This window comes from Marinomonas sp. PE14-40 (genome assembly GCF_051623805.1).
Lineage (GTDB): Bacteria > Pseudomonadota > Gammaproteobacteria > Pseudomonadales > Marinomonadaceae > Marinomonas.
Window position 1 is genome coordinate 276,867 of sequence record NZ_CP130700.1, and the last position, 21,186, is coordinate 298,052.

Annotated in this window: 20 protein-coding genes; 14 read left to right on the forward strand and 6 right to left on the reverse strand. The window is 39.7% G+C overall.

Annotation, left to right across the window (positions count from 1 at the left end):
• The first annotated feature begins 21 nt into the window (after positions 1–21).
• The 4 genes from Q0A08_RS01160 to Q0A08_RS01175 are packed head-to-tail and all read left to right on the forward strand — an operon-like array spanning position 22 to position 3,856.
• On the forward strand, positions 22–852 hold the full coding sequence (locus Q0A08_RS01160; protein WP_438464308.1) for an ABC transporter ATP-binding protein: 831 nt from the start codon (positions 22–24) through the stop codon (positions 850–852).
• The gene (locus Q0A08_RS01165) at positions 845–1,861 is read left to right on the forward strand and encodes a FecCD family ABC transporter permease (protein WP_052702348.1); all 1,017 of its coding nucleotides are present in this window, start codon (positions 845–847) and stop codon (positions 1,859–1,861) included. Before Q0A08_RS01160 ends, Q0A08_RS01165 begins: the two co-directional genes overlap by 8 nt.
• Positions 1,858–2,919, forward strand: coding sequence for a FecCD family ABC transporter permease (locus Q0A08_RS01170; protein ID WP_438464309.1), 1,062 nt, complete (start codon positions 1,858–1,860; stop codon positions 2,917–2,919). The genes Q0A08_RS01165 and Q0A08_RS01170 overlap by 4 nt, the downstream gene beginning before the upstream one ends.
• A 22-nt stretch (positions 2,920–2,941) precedes the next feature.
• Entirely contained in the window at positions 2,942–3,856 is a 915-nt protein-coding gene (locus tag Q0A08_RS01175; RefSeq protein ID WP_438464310.1) for an ABC transporter substrate-binding protein, read from the forward strand.
• 368 nt (positions 3,857–4,224) lie between these two features.
• Here the strand turns inward: Q0A08_RS01175 and Q0A08_RS01180 are convergent, their stop codons facing one another.
• The 3 genes from Q0A08_RS01180 to Q0A08_RS01190 all read right to left on the reverse strand — a co-directional run bounded on the left by Q0A08_RS01180 (position 4,225) and on the right by Q0A08_RS01190 (position 5,948).
• A complete protein-coding gene (locus Q0A08_RS01180) occupies positions 4,225–4,839 on the reverse strand; it encodes an OmpA family protein (protein ID WP_438464311.1) in 615 nt (204 codons plus the stop codon).
• Positions 4,840–5,147: 308 nt separating this feature from the next.
• Positions 5,148–5,570 (reverse strand): VOC family protein, encoded by a 423-nt coding sequence (locus Q0A08_RS01185; protein WP_438464312.1) that lies wholly within the window; start codon positions 5,568–5,570, stop codon positions 5,148–5,150.
• A 60-nt stretch (positions 5,571–5,630) separates the two neighbouring features.
• The gene (locus Q0A08_RS01190; RefSeq protein WP_438464313.1) at positions 5,631–5,948 is read right to left on the reverse strand and encodes a hypothetical protein; all 318 of its coding nucleotides are present in this window, start codon (positions 5,946–5,948) and stop codon (positions 5,631–5,633) included.
• Between the two features lie 166 nt (positions 5,949–6,114).
• On the opposite strand from Q0A08_RS01190, the gene Q0A08_RS01195 reads away from it, so the two are divergent.
• Positions 6,115–7,146: a nucleoid-associated protein gene (locus Q0A08_RS01195; protein WP_438464314.1), complete on the forward strand. Its 1,032-nt coding sequence runs from the start codon at positions 6,115–6,117 to the stop codon at positions 7,144–7,146.
• 11 nt (positions 7,147–7,157) lie between these two features.
• Here Q0A08_RS01195 and Q0A08_RS01200 read toward each other — a convergent pair whose 3' ends face one another.
• Positions 7,158–7,823, reverse strand: coding sequence for an HAD family hydrolase (locus tag Q0A08_RS01200; protein WP_438464315.1), 666 nt, complete (start codon positions 7,821–7,823; stop codon positions 7,158–7,160).
• A 499-nt stretch (positions 7,824–8,322) separates the two neighbouring features.
• Here Q0A08_RS01200 and Q0A08_RS01205 point away from each other — a divergent pair, with 499 nt between their 5' ends.
• Positions 8,323–8,802 (forward strand): DUF2947 family protein, encoded by a 480-nt coding sequence (locus Q0A08_RS01205; protein ID WP_438464316.1) that lies wholly within the window; start codon positions 8,323–8,325, stop codon positions 8,800–8,802.
• Here Q0A08_RS01205 and Q0A08_RS01210 read toward each other — a convergent pair.
• Positions 8,799–9,515, reverse strand: a complete 717-nt coding sequence (locus Q0A08_RS01210) for a tRNA-uridine aminocarboxypropyltransferase (RefSeq protein ID WP_438464317.1) — start codon at positions 9,513–9,515, stop codon at positions 8,799–8,801. The genes Q0A08_RS01205 and Q0A08_RS01210 overlap by 4 nt on opposite strands.
• Positions 9,516–9,557: 42 nt before the next feature.
• The gene (locus Q0A08_RS01215) at positions 9,558–11,396 is read right to left on the reverse strand and encodes a sigma-54-dependent Fis family transcriptional regulator (RefSeq protein WP_438464318.1); all 1,839 of its coding nucleotides are present in this window, start codon (positions 11,394–11,396) and stop codon (positions 9,558–9,560) included.
• A gap of 388 nt (positions 11,397–11,784) precedes the next feature.
• Between Q0A08_RS01215 and Q0A08_RS01220 the strand changes: the two genes are divergently transcribed.
• The 8 genes from Q0A08_RS01220 (at position 11,785) to Q0A08_RS01255 (ending at position 21,155) form a co-directional block, all read left to right on the forward strand.
• Positions 11,785–12,879, forward strand: coding sequence for an ABC transporter ATP-binding protein (locus Q0A08_RS01220; RefSeq protein ID WP_438464319.1), 1,095 nt, complete (start codon positions 11,785–11,787; stop codon positions 12,877–12,879).
• A 189-nt stretch (positions 12,880–13,068) separates the two neighbouring features.
• Positions 13,069–13,812: a DUF1499 domain-containing protein gene (locus Q0A08_RS01225; protein WP_438464320.1), complete on the forward strand. Its 744-nt coding sequence runs from the start codon at positions 13,069–13,071 to the stop codon at positions 13,810–13,812.
• Between the two features lie 715 nt (positions 13,813–14,527).
• A complete protein-coding gene (locus Q0A08_RS01230) occupies positions 14,528–15,493 on the forward strand; it encodes a TAXI family TRAP transporter solute-binding subunit (RefSeq protein WP_438464321.1) in 966 nt (321 codons plus the stop codon).
• 72 nt (positions 15,494–15,565) lie between these two features.
• The gene (locus Q0A08_RS01235; protein ID WP_438464322.1) at positions 15,566–17,482 is read left to right on the forward strand and encodes a TRAP transporter permease; all 1,917 of its coding nucleotides are present in this window, start codon (positions 15,566–15,568) and stop codon (positions 17,480–17,482) included.
• A gap of 157 nt (positions 17,483–17,639) precedes the next feature.
• On the forward strand, positions 17,640–18,698 hold the full coding sequence (locus Q0A08_RS01240) for an isopenicillin N synthase family dioxygenase (RefSeq protein ID WP_438464323.1): 1,059 nt from the start codon (positions 17,640–17,642) through the stop codon (positions 18,696–18,698).
• A 59-nt stretch (positions 18,699–18,757) separates the two neighbouring features.
• Positions 18,758–19,603: a pyrroline-5-carboxylate reductase gene (gene proC, locus Q0A08_RS01245; protein ID WP_438464324.1), complete on the forward strand. Its 846-nt coding sequence runs from the start codon at positions 18,758–18,760 to the stop codon at positions 19,601–19,603.
• Positions 19,604–19,703: 100 nt separating this feature from the next.
• Positions 19,704–20,408, forward strand: a complete 705-nt coding sequence (locus tag Q0A08_RS01250) for a GntR family transcriptional regulator (protein ID WP_438464325.1) — start codon at positions 19,704–19,706, stop codon at positions 20,406–20,408.
• 126 nt (positions 20,409–20,534) lie between these two features.
• The gene (locus tag Q0A08_RS01255) at positions 20,535–21,155 is read left to right on the forward strand and encodes a TetR/AcrR family transcriptional regulator (RefSeq protein WP_438464326.1); all 621 of its coding nucleotides are present in this window, start codon (positions 20,535–20,537) and stop codon (positions 21,153–21,155) included.
• Positions 21,156–21,186 lie beyond the last annotated feature (31 nt).

The following is a 21,186-nucleotide window of genomic DNA, read 5'->3' on the forward strand; positions in this document are numbered from 1 at the left end:
TATATGAAATGGAACATTTGAATGCTGGTTATCGAGCACCTAAATGCAGGCTACAAGAATAAACAGGTTTTAAAAGACATTAATTTGACGCTATCGGAAGGTGGCTTTATTACGTTAATGGGTGCGAATGGGTGTGGGAAAACAACCTTGTTGCATTCTATCTCGGGTTTATTAAAGGTCACCAAGGGTGATGTTTTTTTGAATGAGACTAACTTGTTAACGTTGAAGCGCAAGGATGTTGCTCAAAGGCTGGCGCTCTTGCCTCAAATCGCTACGACGCCGTCTGGTTTAACTGCACGTGAATTGATTATGCAAGGACGTTTTCCTTGGCAAAATTGGTGGAAACAATGGTCAGATGCCGACGAGAAAGCAGTTAATGATGCGATCAAAGTGACCAATGTAGAGAACTATTTGGACCTACCTTTAGAGCAACTTTCAGGTGGGCAGCAACAGCGTTGTTGGATCGCCATGACGCTTGCACAAGATACGCCAGTTTTATTATTAGATGAACCTACCACCTATTTAGATGTGGCACATCAAGTTGAATTGATGAACTTGATTTCATCCCTTAAATCCAAGGGCAAAACAATCATAGCGGTATTACACGACTTGAATCAGGCCGCGACCTATTCAGATTATCTTGTCATGATGAAAGAAGGTGAAGTCTATACACAAGGAAAAGTAAAGGATGTATTTACCAAAGAGAATCTAAACTCGGTGTTCGGGCTGAACGCTAATATCATCACTGATCCTTACAATGACACGCCTATTGCGCTTCCTGTGGTGGCATCGTCTGATGCTGAGGCTTCAACAACAAACCTGAACAATAGGCAGCAAATGCATTATGCGTAGTACCGTGGAAACTCATCGTATGAGTGGCTTTCCAGTTGCTCGTGTAAGTGGTGTTGTATTGCTGCTTTTGGCTGTCGTTATCGCAGCATTTTTACATCTTAGTCTTGGCGCAAAAGATATTGATTGGATAACTATCTGGCAGGCCTTGTTCGACTATAACACTGCAGATATGGATCAGGTAATCATAAGAGAAAGCCGCCAGGCACGCCTTATTGTTTCCGTGGTTGTGGGGGCATCACTTGCCTTAGCAGGTGTCATTATGCAAGCGATCAGCAGTAACCCTTTGGCTGATCCAGGATTACTCGGAATTAACAGTGGTGCTGCATTTTTTGTTGTGGCTAGCTTGTTATTTTTACCTATGTTTGGACAAGGTTATGTGCCTGTTTTTGCATTTTTAGGTGCCGCTTTTGCTGCATTTCTTGTCATGATGCTAAGTGGTTGGGAGCAAGGATCTGAGAGACTGGTGCTAGCAGGTGTCGTCGTAACCGCATTGTTCTCTGCTATGACAGCCATTTTATTACTGATTGATCAACAGGGTCTTGAGAAAGTAAGGCATTGGCTAACTGGAGCTATTGGGGCATCTGATCTTAAAAAGCTGCATTGGGTATATCCCTATTTGATCTGTGCCATGGTGGGCTGTTTTGCCTTGGTTCGTTCTCTAAATGCGTTTCATCTGGGAGAGCGTGTCGCGGCTAGTTTAGGTGTGAATGTTTTACTGCTAAAGATAAGCGGATTAGCTTTAGTCGTCGTGCTGTCAGGTTGTGTGGTTACTGTCGCAGGTCCTATTGGCTTTGTTGGATTAGTGGTTCCGCATCTTGCAAGATTATTGGTTAGGAATAGCTATGCTTGGCTCTTTATCTATTCCTTATTGATTGGCACCTTACTGCTTATTCTTTCAGATATTGCCGCACGGTTTGCTTTGCGCCCTTACGAAATTAATACCGGTATTATCACTGCTTTTGTTGGCTCTCCCGTCTTTATTGCACTTGTATTGGGGAGAATGAAGTGAAAAAAACATTAGCTTCTTCTCGCCCAATCCACATAAAGCTGTTTCCAAATGTGAGCCTTTATGCCAGATCAAATGATGTCTTTTGGTTAGCTTTCTTTAGTTTATTATTGTTGTTTCTGCTTCTTTGGGGCGCAGCAATAGGTAGCTATCAATTAAGTATTCTAAAAAGCTGGCAGATTATTCTTGCACCTGAATTGGCACCTGAAAAATTGGTGCGCGTGGTTTGGGAGTTTCGTTTACCTCGCTTGCTGGTAGCCGCTTTATGTGGTGCTGCACTTGCGATTGCGGGTGTGATTTTGCAATCCATCACGCGCAATGCTTTGGCATCACCGAGTCTCATCGGTGTTGAGGCGGGGGCGAGCGCCACCATGTTGGTTTTTGTGGTGATTGTTCCGGGTATCATTCCAATCTTCTTGTTACCCGTCTTTGCCATGATTGGCGGTTTTATTGTTGCTTCATGTGTTTGGATATTATCGTCACTGCGTGGTTATTCTCCCATTCGACTGGTTCTAATTGGGGTTGGTATTACTTCCATGTTAAGTGCATTTTCAGAAATGCTGATTACCTATGGTGATATCGATCTAGTCGAATCTGCTTTGATGTGGTTCGGGGGGAGCTTACATCAAGCCTCTTGGTCACAAGTGAAAGTCATGTTGTTTTGGCTCTTGATAGCGGGAAGCTTAGCTTGGTTATGTTTTCGACAACTAAACCTCTTAATTCTAGGAAATAAAGTCGCCTTTTCAAGAGGGGTTGATAATCGTAAAGCCTTACCTTTCTTATTGTTTTTATGTGTCGCTTTGACATCTGCCTCTGTCGCAACAGCAGGAACGCTAACTTTTGTTGGCTTAATTGCACCTCATATAGCCCGGCGTTTCTGTGCTAACCGTCATGGTGCTTTGATTCCTTTGTCTGCCGTCATTGGTGCTTGTTTAGTGGTTTTAGGGGATTCGTTAGGAAGGAGTTTGTTTGCACCATTGCAATTGCCCGCAGGGCTTGTGTTGGTGTTAATCGGTGCTCCTTATTTTATTGTTTTGATTAGCCGTCTACGTAAAGCGTAGTCATTTTATATAGGAATAAATAATGTTTAAGAAGTTAGCGGTAGCTTGTGTTGGTTTGGTTGGACTGAGCTTACAAGCAGCAGAAGTGCAAACCTTTGAAAATCAATATGGCAAAGTGGAAGTGCCAGTCGCGCCTGAGTGTGTCGTGTCATTACATGACTTTAGTTTAACTATTCAGCTATTTGAACTGGGTGTTCAACCATGTGGCTCAGTCGCTCGAAAAAGACTATGGTCTGACCCTATTTTTAGGGGTGTCCAACACCGTTTTAATACGGAAGGTTTAACCTATGTTGGTAGTCATAAGTCACCAGACGAAGAGGCGATAGCCGTACTTGAGCCGGATTTAATTGTTGGCCTTTCTTATCAGAGTAAATTTAAAGAGAAGTTAGATCAGATAGCCCCTGTGGTTATTCTTCCAACCAAGGTTAAGACGATCAAGGAATGGGCGCGTCAGTTAGCAGAGTTGACGGGCAAATCGGCGCGTTTTGAAGATCAGCAAAAAGAATATGATTGGATTATCAGTGAATTTAAACGTCTAGTGCCTGAGCCAGAGAAAATTACAGTGACGACACTGGAGATTTATGAAGATAATTTCCAGTTAATTGGCCGCGGTGGATTAGACGAAGTGATCGCCGATATGGGCTTGGGTCGACCTCAAGGTTATTTGGATGCTAAAAAAGGCATTAATTATAGCTTAGAGCGTATTAGTGATATGGATGCGGATATCATTATAGACACTTATGAGCCTATGTTAGATAGCAGAGAGGATACAGAAGACTTTCGTAATTCGGCTCAATGGAAAAATTTATTTGCGGTTAAAAATGACCAATTTTTATATTTAAACAGAAGCCGCTATGGAGATTCAATGGGTGGACTCATCGGATCTGCTTACCTACTTCTTTCTCATGTGGCTGAGAGAGACTTTAAAAAGCAATAATCTATCCAGCCTATAGTGAGTCCTATTGCTATAGCGTTATTCATTTGCTTGAAAAGGGCATTAGAAGAGTGCATTGATATTTTGAACTCTTCTTTTGTTCTTGCTTCTTACCCTCATCTATTACTTCCTCTGTTATTTAGTTGTAGCCTATTGAAACAAATGTATTTGTCATTTCTGTCTTTAAGCTTGTTTACATCATCATCGCAGGAAGAGGCAAAACCTGCCTTCTTTGACTGCAGCATTATTGGTATAAGTGAAAGGTGTGGTTAAAGGAAACTGATTGTAAATGGTAAAGATTAGGGGGGAGGATATAAGGCTTATTACTTTGATTTGGGATTTTGCTTCAAGTCATGGCCTTATGTTTAGGCTTATCGTTTAGTGAGCGCTGTTTTATTTTCTTCATCAACACTGTAAATTGTCCAACGTTTTAGGGACGCTGTTTGTCTTGAGAAGACTTCTGCAACAACACGGCGGTTCGCTTCACGACCAAAATCAGTATCATTTGTCGTGATTGGAGCCGTTTCGCCAAAGCCTTTTGGTTCAACTCTGTTTTTAGCTATGCGGAATTTACTGGTGAGTACATCTGCAATAGCTGATGCACGTCGTTGTGATAGGGCTTGATTGCTTTTAGCAGATCCTACGTTATCTGTGTGGCCTTCAATTACAACCGCACTGGCAGGGTTCTTCCTAAGAAAGCTAGCCAGTTTTCTTAGCTCGCTATAGAATTTAGGTTTTACTTCATGCTTGCCCGTATCAAACAATACCTTTAGCTCGACAGATAAAAGCTTGGTGCTGGTTTTGCTGCAGCCATAGTTGTCTACCTTAGCGCCATATATTGTATTGTTACATCTGTCTCTTATATCGATGACACCATCTTTATCCGTATCTGCAAGGCGTGAACGCACCTTGTCTCCATATAAGGAGCCGGCATTTATCTGTGAACAGATAAGTAACGTCAGAATGAATAGAAGATGTTTTTTCATAATGCCTCGACAGTGAGTCCTAATAAAAATTTCCACAATAACTATTTAATAATAATAAAGTATTGCTAGAAAAAGTTTTATACAAAAAATGTAGCAAATTTCAATGGTTTGCAGAACTTTGTGTAATTTGTGTTAAAAAAGCGTGGTTTGTAATTTTGATTGGATAGGAATGTTATTGAATGTAGCTTTTGATCTAATTTGTAATCGTTATTTTGAGGACTGAAATCCTTTTAAGTTATAAGTAAAATAGCAAAAACGGATGTCTTCGACTTTTGCTATTCTCAATTTTTCGTTTCTTGAATGTCAGATTACCAAGAGCCTGTGTTCTCCATTGATTGCCAAGGCTCAGCTGGTGCTAAATATTCACCTTCTTGCAATAGTTCAATAGATATACCATTAGGATCTTTAACAAAGGCCATATGACCGTCTCTTGGAGGGCGTAAGATGGTAATGCCCATATTACTTAGGGTGTCGCACGTTTTATAAATATCAGACACGCTAAACGCAAGGTGGCCAAAGTTGTCCCCATTAGAATAGCTTCTATCATCCCAGTTATGGGTGAGCTCAACCTCGGGTGCGCCTTCTTCTGTTGCATAATATATCAAAGAAAATTGACCAGATTCGCTATCAAATTGACGCGTTTTAATAAGACCCAAGCCTTTGGTATAAAATTCATGGCTGGCTTCTGGTTGAGATGTTCTAATCATGGCGTGAAGATATTTTATGCTCATTTACGATAGATCCTTGTGTTACGCGTGTTAAAATTCACTTGGTTCCAGTGAAAGACTGTTTTAGCTTTCTTCCCAATACCAGCGTATAGGGTCGCCAAAATCATCATAAACAATGACTTTCTTACGACGCTTAATCGCTGGTGCTTGTGTATTTGATCCCGTTTTTCTTTTTTGCATTTCCGCAACAACATGGTTCAAAGGCGTCCTTTCTTGTCTAGGCTCACCAAAACCAATGTGGCTAGTGTTATATTTGCCGTCAACAAGCCCAGACTCACCCATGTCTGCTTGCTGTATTTCCCCTTTAGACTTTAAGAATGCCTCAATTTGATCGGCAATTTCTTGTCTGGTTTCCTTTTTCGTCGGTTTGGGTTTTACCATAATAAAGGGACTTGCTCCGCAAAACGTTTTAAATTAAAGCGATTGTCTAACTGATTGCCTAACTAGCTGATTAATTACAAACAGTTTTATTTATTTAACTAGATAGATTGGCATGAATGCAGCAAAATACAAGGCTAATAAAACAGAATACTTTAAGAGGCTAATAGTGTCTATTTCGAACCTCATTGTTCATGAAATACAAAAAAACAGTTCCAATGATAAAGCACTCCTGATTGCACGTCCTGAAGAAATGGCTGTTGATGATCAAGCCTTGGCATTATCACAAAAAATTAATGATTTATTTAATCGTTCTGGCATGAATACTGGCCGATTCAGTAATCCAGATGGAAGTGATGAAGGGTCTCAATTACCGGGTTTAATTAAGCAGCATTTTGATGGGGTAGGTTTTAGTGACTTTGTCGGATTTTCCAAAGCTTGCGCGGCCGAATATGTTAGACACTTAGAGCCTGTTGAAGATGTGGAAGGTGGACTTTTATGGTTCCATCATTATCAAGTTCAAGATACTAGTTTTTTATTAATTGTTTTATTGAAGCGAAAACAAGGTGTCGTACTTAATTCTGATTTGAGTCTTGAGCAAATTAACCAAATTGAAATGGATAAGTTGCATATGGCTTTGCGCATTAATCTATCTGCTTGGAAAGCGGAAGACGAGGCGCGTTATATCGCTTTTCGATTTGGTCGCGCACCACGCCATGAAAGTGATTACTTTACTGCCTTCATCGGGTGTAACGAACCTGCAGCTGCCGCTAAAGAAACCCGTAAGCTAGTAGATTTAACCTCTGCTTTCTGCCAAGAGATGAATGTACCACAAAAAGCTGCTGTGGAATTAAAGCGAGTAGTGGCTGATCGTTGCCTTGAAAAAGTCGAAGATAAAGAGCCGATTGAACTTAAAGACATCGCTGCCGAAATAGAAACTCAGTTCTCGGCTGATCAAGCGAGTAAGTTTTTGGATCTTGCTGCTTCAGAAAGCTTTAATCTTGAAAAAGAAATCTTTATTGAAAAGGCTGGCTTGAAAAAACTAACACGTTATTCTGGTAGCAATAAGACGCTAACGTTAAGTTTTGATAGTGATTTATTAGGGGAAAGCATTTCATTTAATGAAGCCACTCAATCATTAACGATTAATGACTTGCCGAGAAGCTTACTAAAGCAATTACAAAAGGATTTAGCTAAGTAACCGCAATTTAACTAAGTAAAAATTTTGCGAGACAGCCCAATCTCATCTAGTTGATGTTTTAGCTCTATCATGGACTCAAAGCATCGACTAGCACCTGCCTTTAATTGCTCACTTTCATTCATTTGTTCGCTATAGGCAAATACTGTCATTCCAGCTGCAACGCCAGCTCTGATACCTGCAATTGAATCTTCAATGACTAAGCATTCTTTTACTTGTACCCCTAAGTTTTTTGAGGCGAGTAAGTATAGGTCTGGTGAAGGTTTAGGCTGTTCAACATCTTCAACACAGAACCTTTGAGTAAAAATTTGGCCAAGTTCAAGTTTTGCTAACTTAAACTCCATATCTGATCGGTGGGCATTGGTTGCCATAGCAAAAGGGCAGTTTAGATTATGAAGTATCTCAGGAATGCCTGGAATGCATTCGAGGTGTCTTTCCATTTCGGCTTGATAAGCGGCCTTTAGTTCAGACTTAAAGTTTTCAGGTAATGAATAACCAAGAATATTAGCGACAGTTTCTAAGTTCTTCTCTGTTGTATAGCCAGTAAATAGTGTTTGAATATCCTGTTCAGTTAGAGAGTGTCCTAATGCCGCGAGTTTTGCCTTAAAAATATTATTAGAGATAGTCTCTGTATCAACGATGACACCGTCACAATCAAAAATAATGGCTTTAAATGACATCTTCCACTTCCTTAATAAGTGAAGGTTAAGCTTAGACTTTATATTATCACTTTGACATAAAGTCTAGTTTGTTGATTTTGTTAATTAATTCAATTTTTGAGTCTAAATCGACAGGGTTTTGCATGGTCAAGTCGCTTAATTTTTCGGGGCTTGTGATCATGTTTTTGATTTTAACTATGTACTCTTTTAAGGTTGCAAGAAGCGTGAATGTGTTTGAGTCATAAATTTCTGTGCTTGATATGTTGTTCATTTTGTTTCTCTGTAAATGGAGTTAATGTCTATTTGGGAGATTATAAAGAGTGGATTTTATTTCAACAAACGATGCTTTTTCAGCAAGTAGGTGAATTAAATTCATCTATCTACTTCTAGGTGATGCTTGATAAAAGGCGTGTATGCTTATGTTAAAATTTACCTATTTGCTGTATCTTATAGCCAATAAATTGTGTGATTCGAATTGCTTAAAATTCGCCCTCTAAATTGTTAGGAAACCAAATTCTAAATGCCTTACCAACCGCTTGATGGCTTTGCTAAAGCCTGGATATTCAAACGTTCAGACCCTTTTATTCAACCTGAAGATCTTGCTCATATAAAACCTTTCTCTGAACTTAGGGCTAATCAAGTATGGCGAGACTATATTAGTCAAGAGCGCACTCATCCTGATCATCTTAACCAAAAGGATTGGTCTCAAGATCCTGAAGCCATTGGCCTTAATTTAGATTGGCAAACCCGTTGGGAGTCTGACGATGAGCCTCTGCCTGATGAGGTGTTGGCGCATTTAGAAAACTGGCAAGACGACAATATTATTTACTTCTGCTATCACCAAGATGATGTGATTGAAACAAGCTATGGCGTATTTAAGCGTAGTTGGAAGAATTTTCTTTTCTTTGATAATGGCCCACTTCTGTTAGGGAAAAAGAAGAAGCAGGCGGTTCAATTTTTTAGTGATGGTACCTGTACCTTATTATCAAAAAAGTCTTAAGTATTAGCTTTCACCTGTCCAGACCTTTTACGACTCATCAAGCAATGCTGATTAAAAGTCGCATTGTATTGCATGAGTTGGCTGGCTTTTTCGTGATAACCAAGGGCATTCAGCGCCATGGCCGTCACTTCAGCCGTCGCAAACTGCATGTCATGTTTGGCATGACGCACTAAGAAGGCTTTTTGCTTTTCCACATTAATATTGAAGCAAGGGTAATTTCTTAACCATTTGCTTAAGTGAAACATCTTACTCGCCTGCTTCCAGGTCGCATCAAATAAAATGAGGGTCGTCTTTTTAGTGCTAGACGGGCTTGTCTCAGAGTTAACTTCAAATGACGTATTCTTTTTCTCCACATCAGGAAAGAGTAAAACTATCTCTCTATCTTCCTCATTTAAAAGATCAAGTAACTTAGACTCTGGGTCTTTGCGCGACCACAAAAAAGCATGAGTTTGTTTTGGAAATAGGTCTGCAATCAAGCGACCGCTGTTTGTTGGCTTATGGATCTCATCTCTATGGTACAAGAGCACAATTTCAATCGGTAAATTTGTCTCAACTCTTGCATCACAAAAGCAGGCGTCATGAGCCATAAGGCAAGAAGGGCAGCGGGTTAAGTTTGCGCCCCTTGCAACAAATGGACGGGTTGAAATAGATTGGCAGTACTGCCTTAAATGATCAACCTGATGCAAGTTAAATCGTATTCTAGAGTCTGTCATGGAAAATTAGGAGCCAAGAAAACCGGCTATTATGAGGTAAGTTTATTTTAAGTCCAGCTCTCTTAATTTTTTATAAAGCGTATTGCGACTAATATTAAGTGCTTTTGCTGTTCTAGAAACGTTTCTATCATTTGCTTCAAATACAGCTAGCCAGTTATCTTGCTTTTCTGGTGGGGCGTAATCGATATTATCTTCAACTTGGCGTTGCTCTTCTTCTACTTCCAAAATAAAGTCATCAGGTAGATCCATCAGTTGAATGCTTTGGCCATCAGACATGATTTCAGCTATTTGAAGTACGCTAACAAGTTGTCGAATATTGCCAGGCCAAGAATAGCTCCCAAATAACTTAGTCACACTAGCCGATAATAATGGCGGAATATTTGCCTCTGAATAATGGTTAAGCACCTGTTGGAAAAGCAGTTGCTTGTCTTCCCGCTCTCTTAGTGCAGGTAAAGAAATATTCAGACCAGATACTCGGTAAAATAAATCTTGTCTAAATTCACCAATGGCAACACTTTGCTTTAAGCTCTTATGAGTAGCTGAGATTAGACGAACATCGACCGAATAGTTTTCTGTACTACCCAATGGTGTGACTTGCCTTTCTTGTAAGACTCTTAAAAGCCTTGCTTGTACATTATGAGGCATGTCGCCAAGCTCATCTAAAAAGAGTGTTCCTTTATGGGCTTTACGAATGAGACCAATCGACCCTTTATTGTTAGCACCGGTAAAAGCCCCTTTTTCATAGCCAAATAATTCTGATTCAACCAGATCTGCGGGAATCGCGGCACAGTTTAATGCCACTAATGGCATTTTTGCACGACTACTGGAGTTATGTAGCGCTTTAACAAAAACTTCCTTACCGACACCTGTTTCACCGTGTATCAGAATAGGAATGTCTTTCTCAATGACACGACTGGCCTGATCAATAGCGCGTTTAAGTTTAGAGTCACCAAGGTTTATGCTTTCTAAAGTAAACGCTTGCGGAACAGGTTTGAGCTGCTTTCTAAAATCTAATTCACGGGGTTTGGGCATATTAGGGCGCTTTAACATGCCATAGATACGGAACTTATTACAGGCTACTAGATCAAGTGGTAACTCTTCTGGGTGGTTTTTCAGCTCTCTTAAACTAATGTTCAAAATACTTTCAATATTAAGTAGAGCCAAATCTTGCGCTAATAAAAGTTCAGCACGACGATTGGCTGAAATAATCGAGCCTTCTTCATTGAATACAATTAACCCTGACCATTGGCTATCAAGAATATCTAAGTTGGTATTAAAGGTAAGGGTAAAGGCTTCGTCTTTAAACATAGAAATGATTAATCGATTCTCAACCGACTGCGTCATCATTTTAACCATGCCAAGAGTATGAGCCTGAGGTAAATAAGCGTCACTTGAAACATCAATAACGCCAACTAATTCTCTGTTTACATCATAGATAGGCGCCGCTGAACCCACCATAAAGCGATTAGCTTTTAAGAAATGTTCATCCCTTTCTATTTGTACTGGCTGGCCTGTTGCTAAAGCTGTCCCTATAGCATTGGTTCCTAATGATCTTTCTTGCCAAGCAACGCCCTGTTCAAACATGGCTTTGCGCTCGGAATTCATAAAACGCTGGTCACCCCAAGAGTCGAGGACTCGACCAGAGTGATCCGCCAACATGATTAGGCATTCAGTATTGGACAAAATGTGTTCATAGTAGGGTAACACTTCAGTGTGCGTGGTATGAACAAGGAAGTTATTGGCTTCAACAATATCTGATATAACGTCAGCTTGAGGACGATTGATATTGATTTCACTGCTGTGAGTTAAACCATATTTTCGACACCTATCCCAAGAGTTATCAATGATTTCCTGGTGTGAATCGGTTTTTTCAGTGGCCATTTTCATCTGCCTTAAGCGTTGATAGCAGTTTTTATTATCATTCTACTAAATCTATTTACAGAATCAGTTTGAACAGTGTCTCTCTTGTTACTGTTCAGTGTCAACTGTTCAAAATTGAACAATTATACAAAAAATGAACACTTTTTAAGACTTCTTTACACGTGCATTTGTTCGCTTTTTGTTACTCTTATTCGAATTTATGATTGATTTATTGCTAATTTTTAGAGGGTTAGGTAGTTTTGCTGAGCGAGTTTGTCGGTGAAGCTCGCAGAATTGCTCGTGTTAATGCGGGTTAGCGACAATACTTAATTAAATAGAGATCAATTCAGTTAGTGCGTTTTAAATAAACCTATGTTTCAAAAGGGCTTTGTAAAGGAACAAAGATCGAATGGCAGAAATTGAATTAAAAAATATTGCTCACAGTTATCAGTCTTCTCAATTTAAAGACTCTAACATTGAAGATTTTGTTATTCATTCCATGGATCATGTTTGGGAGCATGGTGGTGCCTACGCTTTATTAGGGCCATCTGGCTGTGGTAAATCCACTTTGCTTAATATCATTTCTGGTTTGTTACAGCCTTCACAAGGTGAGGTGCTTTTTAATCAAGAATCTGTCAATCAGGTTCCGCCAGAATCGAGAAACATCGCTCAAGTTTTTCAGTTTCCAGTGGTCTATGACACCATGTCTGTTTTTGATAATTTAGCTTTTCCTCTTCGTAATGCTGGGTTACACGAATCTAAAGTGAGATCTAAGGTTAATGAAATTGCTGAATTACTAGAGTTACATGGTGTTTTAAATAAAAGAGCCAAAAAACTCACTGCAGATGAAAAACAAAAGGTTTCGATGGGGAGGGGATTAGTTCGTGATGATGTTTCGGCGATTTTATTTGATGAACCATTAACCGTGATTGACCCTGCTTTAAAGTGGAAATTACGTCGAAAATTAAAGCAAATTCATGGCAAATTTAATATCACTATGATTTATGTGACCCATGATCAGTTAGAGGCATCTACTTTTGCTGATAAAATTGCTGTCATGTATGAAGGTAAAATAGTGCAGTTTGGTACACCTAAAGCCCTGTTTGAAGACCCTGCTCATACTTTTGTCGGTCACTTTATAGGTAGCCCTGGGATGAACATCTTTCCTGCAAAGTTAAATTCAATGGGGGTCTCTATTGGTAATTGCCATTTAGCATTAGAAAATAACGTAATTACTCAGCTAAAAGATAAGCCATATAACTCATTAAAAGTCGGGATTAGGCCTGAGTTTGTCCATGTTTGGGATAAACCTTATGATGATGCCTTATTATGTGATGTTGAACGATGTGATAATATGGGGACCTACAAATTGTTGCATCTACGTATCGCAGGATTTGCCTTCATCGCAAGGTTAAGAGAAGAGCAAAGCGTGCCTAAAATACAAGCTTATGTTAGCTTTCCCCAGCAATGGCTAAGACTTTATCTAGATGACTACCTATTATGAGTGATATTAGTAAAACACATATTAATATAAAGTAATTGCTAAGTTTGTGGCACAATTCTGTAAGTAAAACGACCAGTAAAAGATAATTATGCAAATAAAAAGGAATCAATCTTGAATCGCTTTCCCACCTCTATTTTCTCTCCTCTCTCCACGCTATTGTGTTTTTAAAGAAGAATAATTGAGTTTTATATGCAACGTTTCATTCCTATTACATTATACGGATTAATTGTTTTGGCCGGGTCTATGGCCTTTGTTTCAATCGCTGGCGTTCGGGTTGGACTATTAGAACCTGTCGTTGGTTTTATACTGATTAAGAAAACTGTTCTAGCTGCTATCTTCCTTTTCTTTTTTTCTATTTTTGCTTATTGGAAATGCCGCGAAATTTGCAATAATGAAAAACGCTGTTTTATCGCAGCTTGCATTCTTTTCTCAGGGCTATATTCAACTGCTTGGCTTTCCTTTTATGTCCCTAAAATGGATTTGCCTTTAATCAACGATATAACAACAGATACTCAAACTCCTCCTGCCTTTATCACCATGAGTAGCTTTAGGCACGCAGGGGATAATGATATTAGCTATCCAAAAACGTTCGCTAAAATCCAAAAGGCTTCTTATCCTGAAGTTCAACCTGTTATTACCGACAAATCCTCTAGCTTAGTTTTTCGTAAAGTCGTTGATCTTGTAAGGCAACAAGGTTGGCAGGTGGTATCTTTGTATCCCACTGCAGGTGTTATAGAAGCAACGGCTACGACACCTGTTTTTTGGTTTATGGATGATGTCGTGGTAAGGGTTAGGTCAGTCGATGGTCAAACGCGTGTAGATATGCGCTCTTCCTCAAGGATTGGTAATCATGATTTTGGTAAAAACGCTTATCGTATAGAAGGGTTTATGTCTGAGTTGGTGCTAAGTTTAGAAACACTGAACGAATCATAAGCTAGGGACGCTGTAAATAAGTCTTCCCGCCTCAGTGTGTCGATAGTAGCGCCTAGGTTTATGGCGAAGGGCGCAACATGACACCTTGATTGATACGTTTTTCCACGACTCTGAAAAGAGCAAACGGCAAATAGGTGACTTGATCGCAGGTCACCTAGTAGTTATTGATAATCCCTTAACAATAACATCAAAAAAAGTACCTAAAAAAGCACCTAAGCAATCACTGTTAACTAAAAGCTGGCTTATCAAACTTAGCGCTTCACCCTTTTCACACCTTCTTTAATCCTTCTTAGCATTTATATTTTTAAGATTTTTCATACTATTTTTTAGTTTTTTTAAATTGAAATGATGACTCATAGAGCTAACTAAAAGCACCTAGTATTTCTACTTATAAAGGGGTGAAAAAGTTGAGTGGCAGTTAATTCCTCATGTTTTTTTCATAAAACCTATCACGCAATAAAAACGAATAATAACAATGTTTTAGTTAATCACTCTGCGGTGTTTACTGACCTAACTTCTTCAATCTACTTATAAAACATTAGATCTATCTAATGTCTTGGCCCGTGCTAAAAAATCATTATCTCTCTTTTTATGCAAATAATGACTAGATTTTATGTACCAAAAAAATTGGCTTGCATGAGTATACACAACTGTATACAGTTGTGTATACCAATTGACGTAGATCATATTAATACAATAAAAAAAGAGAGAACCTATGAAAAATTTAATGAAAGTCATTTCTGTATCTAGTTGCTTGTGCTTTTCAGGTGTTGCTTTAGCGGAGACAATTGAATGGACATCTGGGCAGTTAGGTGGCGGTTGGTACAGCATGTCGTCCGGATTGGCGAACATTATTAAAAAGGATAACCCAGACTTTAATATCAAGGTTGTACCTGGTGGTGGTACTGCCAATCCAACTAAGGTAAACCGTGGTCGTAGTCAGCTAGGTTGGGGGCTTGATACCTTCACCTTCCAAGCTCATACAGGCACAGTGCTTTTTGATGGCAAAAAACATGATGACCTTCGTACCATCGGCATGAGCTTTTCTGATGTATATACTCACTTCATTCGTGCTGAAGATGCGAAATACACCACTATCGAAGAAGTGTTAACTGGCAAGGACGTTAAAATTGGCGTGATTCAGCGCGGTTCATCAGGCGAGCAAGCATTTCGTTGGATTCTAGAAGCTAATAATACTGACTATGACACACTGCGTAAAAAACAAGGTTTTAAAATTAACCATGGTAGCTTCTCAGAACTAAGCTCACAGTTTAAAGACGGACAGGTTGATTATGTATTCGGTAACTTAGGACTACCTGGCTCTGTTGTAATTGAAATGAACCAATCAAGACCAGTTGGCTTTGTTAACTTTGGGGTAGAGCAGCTGTCTAAGCTCTATTCTAACTACGGCTTCCTAGATGCTCGTATCCCTGCTAATACTTACTCAAATGTTGCTCAAGATGCTAGCACAATTAAAATGTCTACTACCTTGATGGTAAGTAGCAAGGTCTCAGACGATACTGTTTATAAGATCACTAAATCGATTTGTGAAGATCAGAATGCACTTTCGACCATCCATAACAGCATGTCCGTATTTGATTGTAAAACCGCAATGCAAAGCGCACCAGCGCCAATTCATCCAGGCGCTGCTAAATATTATTCAGAACAAGGTTATATGTAAGTTGTAAGTAATTCTTCCTAGGTAGTTTTGGCTGCCTAGGGAGATGTTTTCTGAATAATAAGAGGCAATACAATGATTTCATTAGATGCATCATCTCCATTGAAACAACGCTTATTGATGCAGTTTGTATTTATTTGGGCGTTTATCGGTGCGGCTTTTCACCTATATAGCGCTTTTATTGGCTACCTTGAGCCAAGAACGCAAAGATCCATTCATTTATTTTTGATGGTATCTCTCATCTTTTTACTTTTCCCCGGAAAAAGAGGGACCAACACAGATAATTTTTGTCCCACTTGGTCAAACATTTTAGTATTTTTGGTTGCCCTTCTACCCTTTGCTTATTCTTGGATGGAAGCGGATCGAATCAATTTCCGTCTTGAAGGCGTTGATGACACACTACCGATTGAAATGGTAATGGGCACCATCGCAACCTTAGTGATACTTGAAGGTATACGCCGAGCGGTTTCACCTGTATTAGCAGGTCTAGTAACTGTCTGTATTGTCTATTTGTTTGTCACAGATTATATGCCAGGCGTATTCCACTATAGGCCTCTTGGCTATGGCGAAATTATTGAGACTTTATACCTAGCCACAGGCCAGGGGATATTTGGCTCAATTACAGGTATTGCTGCCACCATGGTTGCTATCTTCATCGCTTTTGGTGCTTTTATGGAAAGCAGTGGTGTTGGCCGTCTCTTTACCAATGGCGGAGAGATGCTAGCGGGGCGTTATTCAGGAGGGCCTGCGAAAGTATCGGTTGTTACTTCTGCATTTTTTGGCACCATGAGTGGCTCGGCCTCGTCTAATGTGTTTACAACTGGTTCATTCACTATTCCCATGATGAAGCGGATAGGGTATCGCCCTCAAGTGGCTTCTGGTATTGAGACAGCGGCCAGTGTGGGTGGACAAAGTGCACCACCAATAATGGGAGCAGGTGCCTTTATAATGTCTGAAATGACGAATACGCCTTATTCAGACATTATTGTTGCTGCTGTTTTAGGCTCTTTTTGTTTTTTTTCTTTGGTATTTATCTCTGTGCATTTAGAGGCGAAGAAAAACAACTTAAAAGGCATGAGCGCTGAAGAGTTACCAAAACTTAAAGATATTCTAAAAGACATTCACCTTTTAGTGCCAATCGTTGTGTTGGTTGTCTTGCTCATGATGCATTACTCGCCTCATACCGCTGCGCTTTACTCAATTGTTTCTACCTTAGTCATAACCTTTTTCAGAAAAAATACACGTTTTTCAGTAAAGGCTTTGTTTAATACCTTGTATAAAGCAGGTGCTAATACTGCACCTATCGCTATTGCCTGCGCGGGTGCTGGCATTATTGTCGCTGTGTTAACCAAAACAGGGCTGGTTGTTTCTATCGGTAGCATTATTGCAGATGTTTCTGGCGGCAATCTTTGGATGGCAGCATTTATTTTGATGTTTGTTGTCTTGATTATGGGGATGGGTGTGCCAACGACCGCAGCTTATGTCATTACTGCAGCAGTAGGTACACCTATGCTGATTAATGACTTTGGAGTACCTATTTTAGCTGCACACATGTTTGTCTTTTATTTTGCAATTTTGGCAGATGCGACACCGCCAGTATCTATTGCCTCTTATGCAGCAGCGTCAATCGCGAGGTGTAACCCATTAGAGACAGGGTTACAGGCTTCAAGAATGGCAATAGCTGGGTATTTCGTCGGCTTAAGTTATTTATTTGTACCCGAAATGCGAATGGAAGGAGAGTGGCAGAACATTATTGGTCACTTGATCGCCATTATTGGTGGACTCACTATGGTCGCAGGAGCAATAGCTGGATACCTAGGTGCTCACTTGCATCTGTCTCTGCGTATTATTCTGCCATTTGTCGGAGCTTATCTCGCGCTCAACTCATCGCTCGAACTTTCGATTCGTGTGATCTGTGTTGTCGCTATTTTATCCAGCCTGATTTTGGCGCCAAAACTGATGGCTAAGAAGAAATTAAACCTAGATAGCTAACCCTAATAGTAAAACGAACTCACGCCTAGATTGATCAGCCAACTGGCTGATCAAGGACTCAGCTTAAATTAGCTGGGATGGCTGTCTGCGCTCTAAAAAAGCTAAAAGACAAAATAAAAAATAATAAATTGATTGAATTAGATTACTGGAGCAATTCATGAAAACGAATGAAGTGGATTTACATAAAGCGTCAGAAAGTGTCATTAACCAAGAAGAAACCATTAAGAATACGGAATATGGTGTGGTTAAAAGTATTTCGAAAAATGATATTCCCGTAATAGATATATCTGACTTTTTATCAGGTGAAGGTATCGAAGACGTTGCCGCTCAAATATTAGATGCAGTGACACAAAAAGGTTTTTTCTATGTCTCTAATCACGGTATTCCACAAGACATTATTGATACTGCCTCAAAAGGAATGCGTGAATTTTTCGATAAACCAGCAGCCCTTAAAAATGAAGCCCCCGTCAATACCAGTCAACGTGGTTGGTTAGGGCCAGGTATGGCAACACTTAAAGGGGCTAAAACCCATGATCTGAAAGAGATCTTTTTCTGGGGGCCTGAAAGCTGGACAGAAGCGCTTAATAAAAAGCGAAAAGAATTACCGCTCATTGCTGATAATATCTGGCCGGATAAGGAATCCCCTGAATTAAAAGAAACATTACTGCCATATTATGATCATGCCTGTAATGTCGGTCATAAAATCTTATCAGCCATTAGTCTTGCGTTGGGTTTAGAAGATGATTTCTTCCTAAAACGTTATCAAACGCCGATGGCAAGAGGACAGCTTGTTTATTATCCAGTGTCGACAGCTCAAGATGAAAAAGAAGAAAGGTATGGCTCTGCGCCACATACAGATTATGGCGTATTAACGCTTTTGTTACAGGATATGAATGGCGGTTTAGAAGTTTTAAACAAAGATAACGAATGGGTAACCGCAGTCCCAATTCCAGGGACTCTAGTGTGTAATGTAGGTGACCTTTTACACCGTTGGTCTAATGATAGGTTTAGCTCCAACCTTCATAGGGTTATTAATAAATCAGGTAATGAGCGTCACTCAATTGCTATTTTCTTTGATCCAACTCCCGATACCGTTATCGACCCCAAAGACATGGGGTTAGGTGAAAATGATGTTGTGAAATACGCGCCGATTATTTCCTCCGATTATGTAAATGAGCAAAACAAGAAATCATTTGCTCAGTATAAAGATATGTAATTTGCACCCTTTCGGAGTGGTCGAGAGACCACTTCGCTTTTTAATTTTTCGGAGCTGACATGCAAAATAATCAAAACATAGCACAAGACGATGTGAAAATTTTAGTGATAGGGTGCGGTAAAATGGGTTCCGCGATTGTTAACGGTTGGATTAAAAGTGGGATTGAAGGCAAACAGATTTATATTGTGGACTTTAACGCGTCTTTGCTTGAAGACTTGCAAAAAAACCATGGTGTAAACTTATTTACGGGTTCTGATGAATTGCCAGAAATGACTTATGACTATGTCATGGTCGCGCTTAAACCTCAGCAAATAGCGGCAACACTTTCCAGCTACGATGCTTGGATTGATAATAAAACCCAATTGATTTCAGTTGCCGCAGGTATCACTTGTGGTGCATTGCATAAATTGCTACCCAGATTAGCCAATGTCATTCGTATTATGCCGAACACGCCTTGTCTTATTCAAAAAGGTGTATCTGTAGGCTATACAAGTTCTGTTATGAATTCATCAAGCAAAGCTTTTTGTCAGTCTTTATTCTCGCCTTTAGGCTTCTTCTCTTGGGTAGAAAGTGAAGCGCTTATCGATGATGTGACAGGCGTGAGTGGAAGTGGTCCTGCGTACTTATTTCAATTTGTTGAAAGCTTTGTTAAAGCGGCTGAAAATACTGAACTCCCTGCTGAACTTGCAAAAGAACTCGCTATCAGCACGGTTTTAGGTGCGGCATACTTGTTAGAATCACAAGATAAAGAGCCTGCTCAGTTGCGTAAAGATGTCACCAGCCCTAAAGGAACAACAGAGGCGGGTTTGAAGGTCTTAATACAGGATAGTGCGCTTGATAACTTAATGAATGATGTCGTACAAGCAACAAAAAAACGCAGTGAAGAATTAGCAAAACTTATCTAACAAAGATGGGGTTTAGTATCTTCTGTATGTTTAAAAATATAGGTGTCATAATGCAGCTTAATAGCCAATGCTTTACCCCTAAGAATTGAATGAGAATAAAATGGAAGCTAGTCAATTGACTTCAAAATCAGATGTTTACAATGTGATTCGTAATATGGCGATCTCTTATGATTTTAAGCCTGGAGAACGTATCAATGAAGTGCAATTGGCTAAGCAACTGGGGGTGAGTCGAACGCCTTTGCGTGAAGCCATGCAAAAGTTGGTGTCAGAAAAATTACTAAGATGGGAAAGGAACAAAGGTTTCTTTTGCCACATGTTAAACGAAAAAGAAGTGTTTAACTTATTTGAATTTAGAAAAATTATTGAAGAACAAGCCGCTTACTTATCAGTGAAACGCGCAACGGATGAAGAATTATTAGCCGTGAAAAAAATTGCGCTTGAATATTCTAATATTTCAGATGATGTTCGCAAAGAGAAGCTCATTGCAATGGATCAACAGATTCATGAAAGTATGGTCGCGTTATCAGGTAATCAAGAATTACTTTCGACCTTGCGCCAAATTAATCAGCGTATCTACTTTATCCGTTGGGTTAATCTTGCCAATCGTCCAACGGATAATCATACAGATCATTTGGACTACATTGATGCCTTGTTAGAAAGGAATACCGAGAAGGCGGTGGCGATCATTTCTAAACATATTGACCGTCGACAAGAGCAAATTGCCGAATTTATTAGAGAAGGCTATGGCATGATTTACACGGATAATCGTCCAAAAATAGTCGAAATTAGCGATATCACTTTTTAGAGACGTAAAAAACGACGCTTTCCATCTTTATCTGCTAAAAAGCTTTTTTGTCATGCCAGCGAATTATGGCTTTTATCAGCAAATACTTTAAAATAATGGGCATTATTTTCTCTTTTAGGTTGTGTTATGTCAGCGAAGACAAAAATGCTCAATTCTCGCCAGCAGCAAAAAGCGAATACGCGATCAAAGCTTAAGCAAGTCGCGAAGGCATCATTTTTAAAACAAGGAATAGAAGCGACTAATACCCGTGCGATCAGTGCTCAGGCAGAGGTTGCTGTGGGAACGTTCTTTGCTCACTTTCCTGATAAAATGACCTTAATTAAAGAAATTTTCTTTGATGAGATGGATGCCTCGTTACATCAATCTGCCAATGAGTTAAGCACCTCGCCTAAGCCTCATCCTTGTGACTTTTTATATCATTATTCGCAAAACTTATTTGATTTCTATCTTGAGTACCGCGAGTTCACCTTGCTCGTTTTAGGGCAAAGCTTATTACAAAAAGGTTTTTTTCAAACCCAATTGCAGGTGCTGACACAAGCTGTGATGCAAAGGTTTGATGAGGTTGGCGTTGATGAGAGCTCATCACGTATTTTTGCCGAGAATATGGTGGCAAACTTTCAACAGGTTTTATTGGATATGCTGGCAAGTCAAGCAGAGACTAAAAATGCTTGGCTCACCCGTTTATTACAGCTTAACAGACCATTTGAACATATGTATCAAACGGCCGAAGAGCGTTTTAAAGGTTGAGTTAAATAGCTGCGTTAGATAGGCACTAACG

Excerpts from the sequence above, each read along its gene's own strand:
- proC (WP_438464324.1), top strand. The coding sequence starts at position 18,758 with ATGCAAAATAATCAAAACATAGCACAAGACGATGTGAAAATTTTAGTG.
- Q0A08_RS01180 (WP_438464311.1), bottom strand. The coding sequence starts at position 4,839 with ATGAAAAAACATCTTCTATTCATTCTGACGTTACTTATCTGTTCACAG.
- Q0A08_RS01160 (WP_438464308.1), top strand. The coding sequence starts at position 22 with ATGCTGGTTATCGAGCACCTAAATGCAGGCTACAAGAATAAACAGGTT.
- Q0A08_RS01235 (WP_438464322.1), top strand. The coding sequence starts at position 15,566 with ATGATTTCATTAGATGCATCATCTCCATTGAAACAACGCTTATTGATG.
- Q0A08_RS01240 (WP_438464323.1), top strand. The coding sequence starts at position 17,640 with ATGAAAACGAATGAAGTGGATTTACATAAAGCGTCAGAAAGTGTCATT.
- Q0A08_RS01215 (WP_438464318.1), bottom strand. The coding sequence starts at position 11,396 with ATGGCCACTGAAAAAACCGATTCACACCAGGAAATCATTGATAACTCT.
- Q0A08_RS01230 (WP_438464321.1), top strand. The coding sequence starts at position 14,528 with ATGAAAAATTTAATGAAAGTCATTTCTGTATCTAGTTGCTTGTGCTTT.
- Q0A08_RS01185 (WP_438464312.1), bottom strand. The coding sequence starts at position 5,570 with ATGAGCATAAAATATCTTCACGCCATGATTAGAACATCTCAACCAGAA.
- Q0A08_RS01165 (WP_052702348.1), top strand. The coding sequence starts at position 845 with ATGCGTAGTACCGTGGAAACTCATCGTATGAGTGGCTTTCCAGTTGCT.
- Q0A08_RS01175 (WP_438464310.1), top strand. The coding sequence starts at position 2,942 with ATGTTTAAGAAGTTAGCGGTAGCTTGTGTTGGTTTGGTTGGACTGAGC.
- Q0A08_RS01250 (WP_438464325.1), top strand. The coding sequence starts at position 19,704 with ATGGAAGCTAGTCAATTGACTTCAAAATCAGATGTTTACAATGTGATT.
- Q0A08_RS01225 (WP_438464320.1), top strand. The coding sequence starts at position 13,069 with ATGCAACGTTTCATTCCTATTACATTATACGGATTAATTGTTTTGGCC.
- Q0A08_RS01200 (WP_438464315.1), bottom strand. The coding sequence starts at position 7,823 with ATGTCATTTAAAGCCATTATTTTTGATTGTGACGGTGTCATCGTTGAT.
- Q0A08_RS01255 (WP_438464326.1), top strand. The coding sequence starts at position 20,535 with ATGTCAGCGAAGACAAAAATGCTCAATTCTCGCCAGCAGCAAAAAGCG.
- Q0A08_RS01210 (WP_438464317.1), bottom strand. The coding sequence starts at position 9,515 with ATGACAGACTCTAGAATACGATTTAACTTGCATCAGGTTGATCATTTA.
- Q0A08_RS01205 (WP_438464316.1), top strand. The coding sequence starts at position 8,323 with ATGCCTTACCAACCGCTTGATGGCTTTGCTAAAGCCTGGATATTCAAA.
- Q0A08_RS01190 (WP_438464313.1), bottom strand. The coding sequence starts at position 5,948 with ATGGTAAAACCCAAACCGACGAAAAAGGAAACCAGACAAGAAATTGCC.
- Q0A08_RS01220 (WP_438464319.1), top strand. The coding sequence starts at position 11,785 with ATGGCAGAAATTGAATTAAAAAATATTGCTCACAGTTATCAGTCTTCT.